17 protein-coding genes are annotated in these 15,065 nt (G+C 58.0%); 9 read left to right on the top strand and 8 right to left on the bottom strand.

What is annotated here, in order from left to right; all coding sequences use genetic code 11:
- Positions 1-42: 42 nt before the first annotated feature.
- From CYD26_RS06505 to CYD26_RS06490, 4 genes are read left to right on the top strand one after another with little or no spacing between them, the layout of a single operon-like run.
- Positions 43-636, top strand: a complete 594-nt coding sequence (locus CYD26_RS06505) for an aminodeoxychorismate/anthranilate synthase component II (protein WP_065759050.1) — start codon at positions 43-45, stop codon at positions 634-636.
- A gap of 9 nt (positions 637-645) precedes the next feature.
- A complete protein-coding gene (gene trpD, locus CYD26_RS06500; protein ID WP_065759015.1) occupies positions 646-1,695 on the top strand; it encodes an anthranilate phosphoribosyltransferase in 1,050 nt (349 codons plus the stop codon).
- Complete coding sequence (gene trpC, locus CYD26_RS06495) at positions 1,692-2,528, top strand: indole-3-glycerol phosphate synthase TrpC (protein ID WP_065759014.1); 837 nt, start codon at positions 1,692-1,694, stop codon at positions 2,526-2,528. Before trpD ends, trpC begins: the two co-directional genes overlap by 4 nt.
- Before the next feature lie 53 nt (positions 2,529-2,581).
- Positions 2,582-3,286, top strand: coding sequence for a lipoate--protein ligase family protein (locus CYD26_RS06490; RefSeq protein WP_065759013.1), 705 nt, complete (start codon positions 2,582-2,584; stop codon positions 3,284-3,286).
- Here CYD26_RS06490 and crp read toward each other — a convergent pair.
- Positions 3,283-3,927, bottom strand: a complete 645-nt coding sequence (gene crp / locus CYD26_RS06485; protein WP_065759012.1) for a cAMP-activated global transcriptional regulator CRP — start codon at positions 3,925-3,927, stop codon at positions 3,283-3,285. The genes CYD26_RS06490 and crp overlap by 4 nt on opposite strands.
- Positions 3,928-4,115: 188 nt before the next feature.
- Here crp and CYD26_RS06480 point away from each other — a divergent pair, with 188 nt between their 5' ends.
- Together CYD26_RS06480 and speD are read left to right on the top strand one after the other, a co-directional pair.
- The gene (locus CYD26_RS06480; protein ID WP_065759011.1) at positions 4,116-4,538 is read left to right on the top strand and encodes an OsmC family protein; all 423 of its coding nucleotides are present in this window, start codon (positions 4,116-4,118) and stop codon (positions 4,536-4,538) included.
- A gap of 232 nt (positions 4,539-4,770) precedes the next feature.
- Entirely contained in the window at positions 4,771-5,565 is a 795-nt protein-coding gene (speD, locus tag CYD26_RS06475; RefSeq protein ID WP_065759010.1) for an adenosylmethionine decarboxylase, read from the top strand.
- A 77-nt stretch (positions 5,566-5,642) separates the two neighbouring features.
- On the opposite strand, the gene CYD26_RS06470 is transcribed toward speD, so the two are convergent.
- The 5 genes from CYD26_RS06470 to hemJ all read right to left on the bottom strand — a co-directional run bounded on the left by CYD26_RS06470 (position 5,643) and on the right by hemJ (position 9,137).
- Positions 5,643-6,683, bottom strand: coding sequence for a DUF2157 domain-containing protein (locus CYD26_RS06470; protein ID WP_065759049.1), 1,041 nt, complete (start codon positions 6,681-6,683; stop codon positions 5,643-5,645).
- Between the two features lie 5 nt (positions 6,684-6,688).
- Positions 6,689-7,336, bottom strand: a complete 648-nt coding sequence (gene coq7 / locus CYD26_RS06465; RefSeq protein ID WP_065759009.1) for a 2-polyprenyl-3-methyl-6-methoxy-1,4-benzoquinone monooxygenase — start codon at positions 7,334-7,336, stop codon at positions 6,689-6,691.
- A 65-nt stretch (positions 7,337-7,401) separates the two neighbouring features.
- Positions 7,402-7,740: a histidine triad nucleotide-binding protein gene (locus CYD26_RS06460; RefSeq protein WP_028942126.1), complete on the bottom strand. Its 339-nt coding sequence runs from the start codon at positions 7,738-7,740 to the stop codon at positions 7,402-7,404.
- Positions 7,741-7,804: 64 nt separating this feature from the next.
- On the bottom strand, positions 7,805-8,587 hold the full coding sequence (locus CYD26_RS06455; RefSeq protein ID WP_065759008.1) for an SDR family oxidoreductase: 783 nt from the start codon (positions 8,585-8,587) through the stop codon (positions 7,805-7,807).
- Positions 8,588-8,711: 124 nt separating this feature from the next.
- Entirely contained in the window at positions 8,712-9,137 is a 426-nt protein-coding gene (gene hemJ / locus CYD26_RS06450; RefSeq protein WP_102052155.1) for a protoporphyrinogen oxidase HemJ, read from the bottom strand.
- Positions 9,138-9,286: 149 nt separating this feature from the next.
- Here hemJ and argC point away from each other — a divergent pair, with 149 nt between their 5' ends.
- Positions 9,287-10,321: an N-acetyl-gamma-glutamyl-phosphate reductase gene (gene argC / locus CYD26_RS06445; protein WP_065759006.1), complete on the top strand. Its 1,035-nt coding sequence runs from the start codon at positions 9,287-9,289 to the stop codon at positions 10,319-10,321.
- A 157-nt stretch (positions 10,322-10,478) separates the two neighbouring features.
- A complete protein-coding gene (erpA, locus tag CYD26_RS06440) occupies positions 10,479-10,829 on the top strand; it encodes an iron-sulfur cluster insertion protein ErpA (protein WP_065759005.1) in 351 nt (116 codons plus the stop codon).
- Positions 10,830-10,883: 54 nt separating this feature from the next.
- On the opposite strand, the gene CYD26_RS06435 is transcribed toward erpA, so the two are convergent.
- Both CYD26_RS06435 and CYD26_RS06430 read right to left on the bottom strand, forming a co-directional pair.
- Positions 10,884-11,981, bottom strand: coding sequence for an anhydro-N-acetylmuramic acid kinase (locus tag CYD26_RS06435; RefSeq protein ID WP_102052154.1), 1,098 nt, complete (start codon positions 11,979-11,981; stop codon positions 10,884-10,886).
- Positions 11,982-11,984: 3 nt separating this feature from the next.
- Positions 11,985-13,406, bottom strand: a complete 1,422-nt coding sequence (locus CYD26_RS06430) for a peptidoglycan DD-metalloendopeptidase family protein (protein ID WP_102052153.1) — start codon at positions 13,404-13,406, stop codon at positions 11,985-11,987.
- A 209-nt stretch (positions 13,407-13,615) separates the two neighbouring features.
- Between CYD26_RS06430 and tyrS the strand changes: the two genes are divergently transcribed.
- Positions 13,616-14,815 (top strand): tyrosine--tRNA ligase, encoded by a 1,200-nt coding sequence (tyrS, locus tag CYD26_RS06420; RefSeq protein WP_102052152.1) that lies wholly within the window; start codon positions 13,616-13,618, stop codon positions 14,813-14,815.
- Positions 14,816-15,065: the final 250 nt, after the last annotated feature.

Genomic DNA, 15,065 nt, shown 5'->3' with positions numbered 1-15,065 from the left:
AAGACAGGTATTCAGAGTCAGCAGACTCAAGAGGTTGACCAGATGTTACTGATGATCGACAACTACGACTCCTTCACCTACAACGTCGTGCAGTACCTTGGCGAGTTGGGTGCAGAGGTCAAGGTCATTCGCAATGACGAACTGACCATCGCCCAGATCGAGGCGCTCAAGCCTGAACGCATCGTTGTTTCCCCCGGCCCTTGCACCCCAACTGAAGCGGGTGTGTCGCTGGAGGCAATCAAGTATTTTGCCGGGAAACTGCCCATTCTCGGTGTCTGCCTGGGCCACCAGTCCATCGGCCAGGCCTTTGGCGGGGACGTGGTGCGTGCCCGTCAGGTGATGCACGGCAAAACCAGCCCTGTGTTCCACCGCGACCTCGGCGTATTTGCGGGCCTGAACAATCCGCTCACCGTAACCCGCTACCACTCGCTGGTGGTCAAGCGCGAAACCTTGCCGGAGTGTCTTGAGGTCACCGCCTGGACTGCGCTGGCAGATGGTTCTGTCGATGAAATCATGGGCCTGCGGCACAAGACGCTGAACATCGAAGGGGTGCAGTTCCACCCTGAGTCGATCCTCACTGAACAGGGCCACGAGCTGTTCGCCAACTTCCTCAAGCAGAGCGGCGGCCACCGCTAAGGATCGAACATGGATATCAAGAGCGCGCTGGCCCGTATCGTCAGTCAGTTGGACCTCTCCACCGATGAAATGCGCGACGTCATGCGTCAGATCATGACCGGCCAATGCACCGAAGCGCAGATCGGCGCTTTCATGATGGGGCTGCGCATGAAGAGCGAGAGCATTGACGAAATCGTCGGTGCCGTCTCGGCGATGCGTGAGCTGGCGGATAAAGTTGAACTCAACACCCTTGCCGGTGTTGTCGATGTCGTCGGCACCGGCGGCGACGGCGCGAACATCTTTAATGTCTCTACTGCCTCGTCATTTGTGGTGGCAGCGGCGGGTTGCACGGTTGCCAAGCATGGTAACCGTGCCGTTTCGGGCAAGAGTGGCAGTGCCGACCTGCTTGAGGCCGCCGGTATCTACCTGAACCTGACCCCGGTTCAAGTGGCTCGTTGCATTGACAGCGTTGGTATCGGCTTCATGTTTGCCCAGTCGCACCATGGGGCAATGAAGCACGCTGCCGGCCCTCGCCGTGATCTGGGGTTGCGCACCCTGTTCAACATGATTGGCCCGCTGACGAATCCTGCCGGCGTGAAGCACCAGGTGGTCGGTGTGTTTAGTCAAGCGCTGTGCCGGCCGTTGGCCGAAGTGCTGCAACGCTTGGGCAGCAAACATGTACTGGTGGTGCATTCAAAGGACGGTCTGGACGAGTTCAGCCTGGCCGCGCCGACCTTTGTGGCGGAATTGAAGAACGACCAGATTACCGAGTATTGGGTCGAGCCTGAAGACCTTGGCATGAAAAGCCAGAGTCTGCATGGGCTGTCGGTTGAAAGCCCGGCGGCTTCGCTGGAGCTGATTCGCGATGCCTTGGGCCGACGCAAGACTGAAAACGGTCAGAAGGCTGCAGAAATGATCGTGCTTAATGCGGGCGCAGCACTGTACGCCGCAGACCACGCCTCTTCGCTCAAAGAGGGCGTCGCGTTGGCACATGATGCGCTGCACACCGGTCTTGCCCGCGAAAAACTTGAGGAGCTGGGTGCGTTTACCGCTGTATTCAAGCAGGAGAATGAAGGATGAGTGTGCCGACGGTTCTGGAAAAAATCCTCGCGCGCAAGGTCGAAGAAGTCGCTGAGCGCAGTGCCCGGGTGAGCCTGGCCGAACTTGAGCGTCTGGCGGCCAGCGCCGATGCGCCTCGTGGTTTTGCCAAGGCGCTGATCGAGCAGGCGGCACGCAAGCAGCCAGCGGTTATTGCTGAAATCAAGAAAGCTTCGCCGAGCAAGGGTGTCATTCGCGAGCACTTCGTTCCGGCCGACATCGCGGTCAGTTACCAGAAGGGTGGGGCAACCTGCCTGTCGGTACTGACCGACATCGACTACTTCCAGGGCGCTGATGTGTATTTGCAGCAGGCCCGAGCGGCTTGTGCCTTGCCCGTTATCCGCAAGGATTTCATGATCGATCCTTACCAGATCGTCGAAGCGCGAGCCCTGGGTGCTGACTGCGTACTGCTGATCGTTTCCGCGTTGGACGACGTGAAGATGGCTGAGCTGGCGGCCACTGCCAAAGGTGTCGGCCTCGATGTATTGGTCGAAGTGCATGATGGTGATGAGCTCGATCGGGCATTGAGCGTCCTTGATACCCCGCTGGTTGGTGTCAACAACCGTAACCTGCACACCTTTGAGGTGAGCCTGGAAACGACGCTCGACCTGTTGCCACGCATTCCGCGTGATCGTCTGGCAATTACTGAAAGCGGCATTCTGACCCGTGCCGACGTCGAGCTGATGGAAGTCAATGAGGTGTATTCCTTCCTGGTCGGCGAAGCGTTCATGCGCGCGGACAATCCAGGTTATGAACTGCAGCGTCTGTTCTTTCCTGAGCGTGTGCCACAGAACCAGGTTCCAGGTCTGGACTGATCAACCCCTGAAGCCGGCGATGCCGGCTTTTTTGTATCGACAAGGTTAATGCGATGAACGATCAACCTGTTGCCGTGACCGTTGAAGCTGGCCTGCGTGCCGAGCAGGATTTGCTGGCCGCTGTGTGTCGAGGTGAGCAAGACCATGGTGTGTTGTTCTGGCGCCCGACTGACCGGGCCTTGGTCATGCCTCGGCGCATGAGTCGCCTGGAGGGCTTCGAGGCGGCCTGTGCGGAACTGGCGATTGCCGGCTGGCCGATATTGTTGCGAGAGACTGGCGGCGAGCCTGTACCGCAATCACCAGCGGTCATCAACATTGCCCTGGTCTATGTTGCGCCGCGCAGTGAGGGTGATCATGGGCGGATCGAAAGCGCCTATGAGCGACTTTGCCAACCCTTGTGCGAGGCCCTGCGTGAGTGGGGCGGGGTTGCTTCGGTCGGAGAGATCGAGGGGGCGTTCTGCGATGGTCGTTACAACGTCAACCTTAATGGTCGCAAACTGGTCGGTACGGCTCAGCGCTGGCGTCAGGGGCTCAATGGCAAGCGGCCTGTCGTGCTGGTGCACGGTGCACTGCTGCTGGATAACGAGCGCGAAACGATGGTCGCCGCAGTGAACCGGTTCAATGAGTGTTGCGAGCTGGAGCAACGTTGTCTGGCCGATAGCCACATTGCCCTGCACGAAGTGGTACCCGAGGCCCCACTGTTTACACAGTTGGCGCAGGCCTATGGCGCGGTGCTTGCGGGTATCGCGAAAGACTAGCGGGTACCGTAGACCACCATGGTCTTGCCCTTGACCTGAACCAGGCTGCGTTCTTCAAGATCCTTTAGCACGCGGCCGACCATCTCCCGTGAGCATCCGACGATCCGGCCGATTTCCTGGCGGGTTATCTTGATCTGCATACCGTCCGGGTGGGTCATTGCGTCGGGTTGCTTGCATAGCTCCAGCAGGCAGCGGGCTACGCGTCCGGTGACGTCGAAAAAGGCCAGGTCGCCTACCTTGCGAGTCGTGTTACGCAGGCGTTGTGCCATCTGGCTGCCGAGCGCGTAGAGAATGTCCGGGTCCTGGCGGGCCAGCTCGCGAAATTTCTCATAGGTGATTTCGGCCACTTCACATTCGCTTTTGGCGCGTACCCAGGCACTGCGTTGCTGTTCTTTGCCCTCGGGTTCAAAGAGCCCAAGTTCACCAAAGAAGTCGCCACTGTTGAGGTAGGCGATGATCATCTCATGGCCTTCATCATCCTCGATCAGGATGGTCACCGAACCCTTGACGATGTACCACAGGGTATGAGCCTCGTCGCCCGCGCAAATGATGTTGCTCTTGGCGGTGAAATGCCGACGCTGACAATGAGCAAGCAACTTGTCGATGTTCTTGATCTTGGCTGGGAGGTTCAAGGCAACCATGGCTGAATTCCGGAAAGAAGCGATGCGTGGACACTTTTGTAAGTAGCCTGGCTTTTGCGCCAGTGATTTGGCGTCAGCTTATCAGACGCGTGTTCCTGTATCGGCACATTTCCTTGAACGCTTAGCTTTTCCGACGTGCCCGCAGGGTCTAAGCTGGCAGCCTTTTTCATGTTTAATGGAGTCCAGGTATGAAGGCGCGTATCCAGTGGGCTGGCGAAGCCATGTTTCTCGGCGAGTCAGGCAGTGGCCATGTGGTGGTCATGGATGGTCCGCCGGAGAGTGGCGGGCGTAATCTGGGCGTTCGGCCGATGGAGATGCTGCTGCTGGGTCTGGGCGGTTGCAGCAACTTCGATGTGGTCAGCATCTTGAAGAAGTCGCGGCAGGCAGTAGAAAGCTGTGAAGCGTTCCTGGAGGCTGAGCGTGCGAGTGAAGACCCCAAGGTATTCACCAAGATACATCTGCGCTTTGTGGTCAAGGGCCGTGGTTTGAAAGAGGCTCAGGTCAAACGTGCGGTTGAGCTGTCTGCCGAGAAGTATTGCTCGGCTTCGATCATGCTGGGGCGTGCGGGTGTCGAGATTACTCACGCCTATGAAATCGTCGAGCTGGGTTGAGTCGACATTCAACTATCATAAAAGCGGCGCACACTCTGGCAGACCGGGCTTCAGGTCTGCATAATGCGCCCCTTTTTCAGGGCTTTGGCCCTGTCTCGGACCTGCTCCGACCAGACAACCAAAATCGCCATCGCGAAGAGGTGTTAACCGTCCTACGCAGGTGCGTCGTTCGCATCTGACGGGCATGCTTGATCACGCGGCCGGGCCGCACACATATAGAGAGTTTTCAACGGTGAAAAGCAAACTCAAGCTCCACGGGTTCAACAACCTGACAAAGACCTTGAGCTTCAACATCTATGATATCTGCTATGCAGAGTCCCCTCAGGACCTGCAGGCCTACGTCGAGTACATCAACCAAGAGTACGACGCCGAACGCCTGACGCAGATTCTCACCGATGTGGTTGATATCATTGGTGCCAATATCCTGAACATTGCCCGTCAGGATTACGAGCCACAAGGCGCCAGCGTGACCATTCTGATCTCTGAACAACCGGTCACCCCGACCGACAGCCAGATCGAAGAGTCGCCGGGCCCATTGCCAGATACCATTCTGGCCCACCTCGACAAGAGCCATATCACTGTTCACACCTACCCGGAAATTCATCCGGTGGATGGCATCGCTACCTTCCGTGTGGATATCGATGTGTCGACCTGCGGGGTTATTTCACCGCTCAAGGCGCTCAACTACCTGATTCACCAGTTCGATTCGGACATCGTGACTGTGGATTACCGTGTGCGCGGTTTCACCCGTGACATCGAAGGGAAGAAGCACTTCATCGATCACGAGATCAACTCGATCCAGAACTACCTCTCTGAAGATACCAAGTCCGCTTACCAGTTGACGGACGTCAATGTGTATCAGGAGAACCTGTTCCACACCAAGATGCTGCTCAAGGACTTCGAACTGGACAACTACCTGTTCGGCGACGCGACCAACAACTTGTCTGCAGAACAGCGCGCGCAGGTGACTGAGCGTGTAAAACACGAAATGCTGGAAATCTTTTACGCTCGCAACATGCCAGCGTAAATTTCCAGGCAAAAAAAGGGGCCCTTGCGAGGGCCCCTTTTTTATTTTCGTCAGTTGCTCCGGTTGTTGCGCTGCATTTAGCGGCGCAATCCGGGCAGAAAATCCACGATGGCAGTTGGCAGCAGGGTACGTAGGGCGGTACTCAAGCGCTCGCGGTGTTTCTGGTAGAACACGCCAAGGCCAATAATCGCGATCCCGATCAGGCTCAGTACCAGCGGGAACAGCAGTGAGTCAGCGAACACATCATAGGACAGGTACCCCAGGTAAGCCGCCACACCCAGTGCCCCGAACACCATGAACACGGGGCGGCGCAGCAAAAGAGCCACGGCCATCAAGCCAAGGTTGATCAGGCAGTACATGGCCTTGCCCCATTCGCTGCCGCTGTCCATCAATGTCAAACCGCCCCAGAAGGCTGCGAGCCCGGCCAGATAGCCCCAGAAGGCATAGTCCTGGCGGCTGCGCCCATCAATCCAGACGCATACCAGCAGCAAACCGAGGCCGAACCACAGCGAGACTTCTCGACGCTGATCCCAACTGAATCCGTCACCGTAGACCCACTCGGTCAGGTCCATTGACATGAACCAGAGGGCGATCGCCATTGGCATCACAATAAACGGGAAGGGCACCAGGCGCAGCATCAGCAGGCCGGCAACCACTGCCGCAACTTCCATCAACAACCACCCACCTTGTACATAGCGGTAGTAGTTCTGGTAGTCACCTTGGCTGTCGTCCATGGGCCAGAAACCGCTAAGGCGTTCGAGTGCGAACACTGCCAACGGCACAATGCTCACCGCCACGGCAGCGAGCAGCCCACCAGGGATTACCTGCCCACTGCGGTGCATGGCCTTGCCGGCCAGGGTGAGCAGGGCGATGTAGCTCAGTGCGACCAGCAGCAGGGCGCTGTCACCGATACTCATCCAGGCTTCGGTCAATAGCCAGCCCATGGCGCCCATGATCAGTAGTGCGCCAAAGTAATAGGCGACATGCGCCAGTTGGAAGCTGGCACGCTCTTGCGGTTGCTGCTTGAGAAAGTCCAGCAGGGCCTGATCCTGGCCTGGCTGGAGAATCCCCGCAGCTACGGCACGGGCAAGATCTTGAGCATCGAAGCGGTCAGCCATGATGGTCACATACGGTAGGTGCTTTTAGTCATGACCTTTGCCATAAGGCTCATCCCGAACTTGATCGGCGCAGGGAAACGGAAGCCCCCAGCGTCCAGCGCGGACTCGGCATGGTGTGCTTCATCGATGCGCATCTGCTCGAGGATAGCCCGTGATTTCTCATCTTCGGCTGGAATCTGCTCCAGGTGCTCATCCAGGTGCCTGCACACTTGATGCTCGGTAGCTGCGACGAACCCCAGGCTGACTTTGTCGCTGATCATCCCGGCCACTGCGCCGATGCCGAATGACATGCCATAGAACAACGGGTTTAGCACACTGGGGTGGCTGCCAAGTTGGCGAATGCGCTGTTCGCACCAGGCCAGGTGATCGATTTCTTCTTCGGCTGCATGTTCCATTGCCTTGCGTACCTGCGGCAGCTTTGCCGTCAGTGCCTGGCCTTGATACAGCGCTTGAGCACAGACCTCGCCGGTATGGTTGATGCGCATCAGGCCCGCTACATGGCGCGTTTGTTCGTCGTCCATGTCACTGTCGGGCTGGATGATCGCCGGAGACGGGCGGGAAGGTTGGCCGCTGAAGGGCAGCAAGGTGCGCATGGCAGTGTCGGCCTGCAGCAACAAGCGGTCGAGCGGCGAGTAGTGACGTTCGGTAGCCATCGGGCACCTCCGCAAGAATGTGCCCGATAGTTTACCCCAATCCAGATGACACGGCTTGCGTTGGATCAGCCCGGCGGCCAGTGCATCTGGCGTTGACCGAGCACGTGCATATGGATGTGGTAGACGGTCTGACCGCCCAGCTCATTGCAGTTCATGACCACGCGAAAACCGTCTTCGCAGCCCAGCTCTTTGGCCAGGCGCTGAGCGGTGAAGAGGATATGGCCAGCCAGGCCTTTGTCTTCTTCGGTCAGGTCATTGAGGGTACGGATAGGCTTTTTCGGGATAACCAGAAAGTGTACGGGGGCCTGTGGTGCGATATCGTGGAAGGCCAGAACCTGGTCGTCCTCGTAGATGATCTTGGCCGGGATCTCCCGGTTGATGATCTTGGTGAAGAGAGTCTCCACAACGCTTGCTCCATGGTGGTGGTCTGGCCTGAGTGTACTCAGCGCAGGGCCTGCCGCCCAGCCTCTATTCGATTCTGCTTGGGCGATAGCGTTGGTTGATGGCACCGGCCAGCTTGCGTGTGAGCCAGCGCGAGAGCATTCGCGGGCTGAATGCAAGCCAGCGATTGCGCCGACCGGGAAGGATCAAGGCGCGGTTTTTTTCCAGCGCTCGAACGGTATACAGCGCCACTTCCTCGGCGCTCAGGCAGCGCTTGCTGTTGTCCAGGCGTGGAATACGGCGTCTGGACGAGCGCACCGGGCCGGGGCAGAGGACTGAAACCTTGATGCCGGTGCGCTTGAGTTCTTCGCGTAGCCCTTCGGAGAAGTGCAGAACATACGCCTTGCTTGCGGCATAGCTGCTCATCCAGGGGCCAGGCGCAAACGCGGCGAGGGAGGCAACGTTGAGGATCTGCCCTCCGCCCTGAACTGCCATGGCGTTACCCAGCGCGTGGCAAAGGCGGGTAAGGGCGAGAATGTTCACTTCGATCAGGTCCTGCTCGTCTGCCCATTCCTGAGCGAGGAACGGGCCATAGGAGCGGATGCCCGCACAGTTCACCAGCAGATCGATTTGCCGTTCGCCTTCTTCGAGCTCAAGTAGAAAGCCAGACAGACGCAGCGGCTCGCCGAGATCGCAGGCGCGGAACAGAACTTCTACACCGAAACGTTGCGTCAGCTCGATGGCGACAGGTTCAAGCAGGTCGCGTTGTCGTGCTACCAGAATCAGGTTGCGCCCCCGCCTGGCCAGTGCTTCGGCCAGTGCCAGGCCGAGGCCGCTGGAGGCACCGGTGATCATGGCGTAACGGGTCATGCAGTTCTCCAATCAGGGGGGCATTGTTCAAGGCGCGTAGTTTACAGGTTGGGGTGGGCGCAGCCACTACCGCTACGTACAGGCGTTGCGCCTGCAGTGCGGGTAGTGGCCGACGAGGTTCGGCTTAGAACGGTTTGACCACCACCAGGATGACGATACCCAGCAGAATCAGCACGGGCACCTCATTGAACCAGCGGTAGTAGACGTGGCTGCGAGTGTTTTCTCCACGTGCAAAACGTTTCAGCTGGGCGCCGCACATATGGTGGTAGCCGGTCAGCAGCACGATAAGTGTCAGCTTGGCGTGCATCCAGCCCTGGCTCATGAAGCCGGGGTTCAAGCTAAGCAGCCAGATGCCAAAGATGAAAGTGGCGATCATCGCCGGCCCCATGATGCCCCGGTACAGCTTGCGCTCCATGATCACGAAACGTTCCTGGCTGATGCTGTCCTGGCTCTGGGCGTGGTAGACGAAGAGCCGGGGCAAATAGAACAGCCCGGCAAACCAGCACACCACGCTGACGATGTGTAGGGCCTTGATCCATAGATAAAGCATGTTTTGCAGTTCCTTCAGGGTTCACGGTGGTCGGATAGTAGTGGCTGTGGGTGGCCCCCGTCATCTCAACGGTTGTTACCAAAGCGACAGCCCCATATTATCGCTGGCTTTACACTCTACAGTCGGTTCGTTCAGAAGGGGCACGCGTTATGGTCAAGGTCGGTATCGTCGGCGGCACGGGTTACACCGGTGTCGAGCTGCTGCGTCTGTTGGCACAGCATCCACAGGCAGAGGTGGCGGTGATCACATCGCGATCAGAAGCAGGGCTGGCCGTCGCCGACATGTACCCGAACCTGCGCGGCCACTACGATGGCCTTGCCTTCAGCGTGCCCGACAGCAAGGCATTGGCAGCATGCGACGTGGTCTTCTTTGCCACGCCACATGGTGTAGCCCATGCGCTGGCTGGGGAGCTCCTGGCAGCCGGTACCAAGGTGATCGACCTCTCTGCGGACTTCCGTTTGCAGGATGCTGACGAGTGGGCCAAGTGGTATGGCCAGCCACACGGTGCACCTGAACTGCTCAAGGATGCGGTCTATGGCTTACCCGAGGTCAACCGTGAGCAGATTCGCCAGGCTCGCCTGATTGCCGTCCCAGGTTGCTATCCAACCGCTACCCAATTGGGATTCCTGCCACTGCTTGAGGCCGGCATTGCTGATACCTCGCGCCTGATCGCCGACTGCAAGTCCGGTGTCAGTGGTGCTGGCCGTGGCGCCAGCGTAGGGTCGCTGTTCTGCGAAGCCGGTGAAAGCATGAAGGCATACGCGGTCAAAGGGCACCGTCACCTCCCAGAAATTAGCCAAGGCTTGCGCCGTGCTGCCGGTGGTGATGTCGGTCTGACCTTTGTGCCGCATCTGACGCCAATGATCCGGGGTATCCACTCGACCCTGTACGCCACCGTTGCCGATACCTCGGTTGACCTGCAAGCGCTGTTCGAAAAACGTTATGCAGATGAGCCGTTTGTCGATGTCATGCCAGCCGGCAGCCACCCGGAAACCCGTAGCGTGCGGGGTGCCAACGTTTGCCGTATTGCGGTTCATCGGCCACAAGGTGGTGACCTGGTCGTAGTGCTCTCGGTCATCGATAACCTGGTCAAGGGCGCGTCGGGTCAGGCGGTACAGAACCTGAACATCCTTTTTGGCCTGGACGAGCGCATGGGTCTGTCTCATGCGGGGCTGTTGCCTTAATCACCTTTAAAGTGCGGGAAACCACACGTGGGAGACGCTTGCAGTGTCGTTTCACGTGTGGCGTGGGTCTGCTTCAATTCTTGACCAATTTTCTCGGAGAAGCGGATAATGCCTGTCATCACGCATTATGGCGGCACAGCGCCGGGAGATAGTCAGCATGAGCGTCGAATCCTTCACCCCTACGGCTTTGCAATTCACGCAGGGCGCCGCGCACAAGGTGAAGACCCTGGTCGATGAAGAGGGTAATGACCGTCTGAAGTTGCGAGTGTTCGTAACCGGCGGCGGTTGCTCCGGCTTTCAGTATGGTTTCACCTTTGATGAAGACGTTGCCGAAGACGATACTGTCGTGGAGCGCGAAGGCGTTGCCTTGGTTGTCGATCCGATGAGCTTCCAGTACCTGGCAGGTGCCGAAGTGGATTACCAGGAAGGTTTGGAAGGCTCGCGTTTCGTGATCAAGAACCCTAACGCTACCACCACCTGTGGTTGCGGTTCTTCGTTCTCGATCTAAGGCCGGGTGTTTACTGCTGACGCCGCGCACTTGCGCGGCGTTTTGCTGTGCGCTTCATGCAGGGTAGATAGCGCCAAGTACCCGAGGGCCGCGGGCGCCGGTGACGCTGGGGCGATTGCCCGCAATGCCTTCCAGGCAGCAATGAGCCAACCAGGCGAATGCCATCGCCTCTACCCAGTCCGGATCGACGCCGCAAGCGTCAGTGCTGCTGACCCGCGCACCGGGAAGCAGTTTGGCCAAGCGCTTTATCAGCACGTCGTTGTGCGCGCCGCCCCCGCATACCAACAGTACCTGTGTCCCCGGTTGGGCTGCCTGCAGTGAGTTGATGATGCTTTGTGCGGTCAACTCCAGCAGTGTGGCCTGTACGTCGGCATCGTCGTGGACGGGTTGTGAGCTGAGGTGGTGCTTGAGCCATGGAAGGTTAAACACTTCCCTGCCTGTGCTCTTGGGGCCGGTTCCCGCGAAGAACGGGTCACTGAGCAAGGCAGACAGCAAGCTCGGGATGACCGTCCCACTCGCAGCCCAAGCGCCCCCTGCATCGAAGCTAAGCCCCTTGCGGTCTTGAATCCAGGCGTCCAGCAGTACGTTGCCCGGACCACAGTCAAAGCCTCTGACTGGCATGCCGTGCTCGATCAGGCTGAGGTTGCTGAAACCACCGACATTGAGTACTGCCAGGCGTTCGCCTGGGTGCTCGAACAGCGATTCATGGAAGGCGGGTACCAGAGGGGCGCCCTGGCCGCCTGCGGCGACGTCGCGGCGTCGGAAGTCACTGACGACGCTGATGCCCGTGAGCTCGGCTAGCAGGGCTGGGTTGCCGATCTGCACAGTGAAGCCGCGCGCCGGTTCATGCCGAATGGTCTGGCCGTGGCTGCCAATGGCGCGAATGGCACTGGGTTGCAGGTGCTGAGTACTCAGCAATTGTTGGATTCCGGTCGCTGCCAGTGCCACCCACTCATTTTCGGCAAGTGCTGCCCGGGCGACTTCATCCGGCCCGCTGGCGCACAACGCCAGTAGTGACTGGCGAAGCGTGTCCGGCATAGGGATGTAATGTGTGGCGAGCAGCGTTGGCTTGAGCTGTTGCACTTGCTCGATCAATGCGATGTCCAGGCCGTCAAGGCTGGTCCCGGACATCACCCCCAGATAGAGAGGCATCGCTTAACGCTTGCTCGAGGCCAGCATGGTGGCCTTTTCCTGGTCCATGCGTGCGATCAGCGGTTGGCTCTGCTGCATGAAGCGTTGGCGTTCAGCCTTGGCGATAGGGTCTGCCATGGGTAGCTTCTGGCCCAGTGGGTCGACGTGGACGCCATTGACCTGGAATTCATAGTGCAGGTGTGGGCCGGTGGAGAGGCCAGTGGTGCCGATATAACCAATCACCTGGCCCTGCTTGACCGAGCCACCGGTCTTCACGCCTTTTGCGAAGCCCTGCATATGCCCGTAGAGCGTCTGATAGCGGTTACCGTGCTGAATGATGACGGTGTTGCCATAGCCGCCGCGACGCCCGGCCAGAAGCACCTTGCCATCGCCGGCGGCTTTGATTGGCGTCCCACGTGGCGCTGCATAGTCGACGCCTTTGTGCGCGCGAATCTTGTTCAGGATCGGGTGTTTACGCCCAGCAGAGAAGCGCGAGCTAATACGTGCGAAATCAACCGGTGTACGGATGAACGCCTTGCGCATGCTGTTGCCGTCGGCGGTGTAGTAACTGGTGTTGCCCTGCTTGTTGGTATAGCGAACGGCGCTATAGCTCTTGCCGCGGTTGCTGAAGCGGGCGGAAAGGATATTGCCGGTGCCTACGACCTTGCCGTTGACTACCTTCTGTTCATAAATCACATCGAACTCGTCACCCTGGCGAATGTCCTGAGCGAAGTCGATGTCGTAGCCGAAGATACCGGCCATATCCATGGTCAGGCTGTGAGACAGGCCGGCACGTTGTGCTGACGCAGAAAGCGAGCTCTTGATGACACCGTGCACATAGGCAGTGCGTACAGTCGGTTTGCTGATCTCGCGATTGAACGCATAGCCGTTGCTGGTCTTGGTCAGGCGGATGGTTTCCAGGTCGCTGACCTTGCTGTGCAAACTGGACAGTTGACCGTCCTTGTCCAGTTCAATTTCCAGAACCTGGCCATGTTTGAGCTGGCTGAACTGCTTGGCCTGCTTGTTACTGGCCAGTACCTCATGCACCGCATTGGCTGGCAGGCCGACTTTGTTGAACAGTGTCGACAGCGTATCGCCGCGGCCTACGGTGACTTCGCGGTGGCTAGGCGATTTAGCTGTTTCTGCTGTTTCTGCTGTTGGTGCAGGCTCCGCCTTGGCAGCTTGCTCGTTTTTTTCGTCAGCGTTGTCTATCTGGGCAAACGGTGAGGGTGCAGTCTCTTCGCTGGCCAGCGGTGGCGTTGCTTGTTGTTGCTCAAGCTGCTCGACTGGGCTTTCCAGCTCAAGGTTCAGGGTTGTTTTCTTGGCCTCGACTTCGCTGGATGGGAATACCAGCAAAGCCAGGCTGAGTAAGGCTGCAATGCCGCTCGCAGCCAACAGATGGCTCTTCGGATAAAGCGGAGGCGCTTTAGGCGGTTCGTTGCTCATGGGTAAATTGACTTTGAAAAAGATGAAATGGAAAAGATGAATGACATGATGAAGATGAAATAACTGTATAAAATATAACCAAATCCCTTCCAAAGCAAGCGGGCAGACGTCATCAGTCGGGTGTTGGGTCACATTCAGGCCAAAAACTTGTAATTGACGGCTGATCTTGTATGGTTGGGGCCTTTTAATCTGAGCCTTACGGGTCTGTCATGAAGTCGGTTGAAGAGCAGCTAGAGCTGATCAAACGTGGTGCGGAAGAGGTACTGGTCGAGTCCGAACTGGTCGAGAAGCTCAAGCGCGGTCAGCCGCTGCGGATCAAGGCGGGTTTCGACCCTACCGCGCCTGATCTGCACCTGGGGCATACCGTCCTTATTAACAAGCTGCGTCAGTTCCAGGATCTTGGGCATCAGGTGATCTTCCTGATTGGGGACTTCACCGGGATGATCGGGGATCCGAGTGGCAAGAGTGCTACGCGTCCGCCGCTGACTCGCGAGCAGGTGCTGGAAAATGCCGAGACGTATAAACAGCAGGTGTTCAAGATCCTTGACCCAGCCAAGACAGAAGTTGCATTCAATTCGACCTGGATGGATGCGCTGACCCCGGCTGATTTCATTCGCCTGGCGTCCCAATACACGGTTGCGCGTATGCTGGAGCGGGATGACTTCCATAAGCGCTACACCACCAATCAACCGATCGCGATCCATGAGTTCCTCTACCCGCTGGTGCAGGGGTATGACTCGGTAGCGCTGAAGGCGGATGTTGAACTGGGTGGTACCGATCAGAAGTTCAATCTGCTGATGGGGCGCGAGCTTCAGCGCGGTTACGGTCAGGAACCTCAGAATATTGTCACCATGCCACTGCTTGAGGGGCTTGATGGTGTCAAGAAGATGTCCAAGTCCCTCGGGAACTATGTTGGTATCCAGGAAGCGCCGGGTGTGATGTACAGCAAGCTTGTCTCGATCCCGGACACCTTGATGTGGCGTTACTTCGAGTTGTTGAGCTTCCGGTCCATGGAAGAGATCAATGCATTCCGTGCAGATGTAGAGGCGGGCGCTAATCCGCGGGACATCAAGATCAAGCTGGCTGAAGAGATCGTTGCGCGCTTCCATGGTGAAGAGGCTGCTGCGAACGCGCACCGTGCCGCGGGCAATCGCATGAAGGATGGCGAGTTGCCAGAAGACCTGCCCGAGGTTGTAGTGCCTGCCGATGAAGATATGCCGATTGCGGCTGTCCTTAATAAGGCTGGGCTGGTCAAGAATGCTGCTGCGGCTCGCGATCTTCTGGCGGCGGGTAGTGTGCGCATTGATGGCGAGGTCGTTGATCGTGGCTTCGTATTCGCGTTGGGCGCCACTCATGTTTGCCAGGCCGGCAAGAAGGCCTTTGCGCGTATTACGCTGAAGGCTGAGTGAGTTTGTAAATAAGGCTTGACGGCGAATCGTAACTGTCTATAATTCGCCCCACTTCCGGCGCAGTCGAAACGGAAAACTCCTTGGTAATCAATGAGTTAGACGTTTAGCGATAGTGTCGGAAGTGCTTCGGTCGAATAGATCGGCAGCGGTGAAAAAAGGTGGTTGACAGCGAGTTGAAACGCTGTAGAATTCGCCTCCCGCTAACGAGAGATCGAAGCGAGTCAAGTGGTTGAAGTTGAACGGAAAATTC

Source organism: Pseudomonas sp. FFUP_PS_473, assembly GCF_002858665.1.
In the GTDB taxonomy this organism is placed as follows: domain Bacteria; phylum Pseudomonadota; class Gammaproteobacteria; order Pseudomonadales; family Pseudomonadaceae; genus Aquipseudomonas; species Aquipseudomonas defluvii.
Note: the sequence above shows the minus strand (reverse complement) of the source record. Positions and strands in the feature narration are given on the sequence as shown.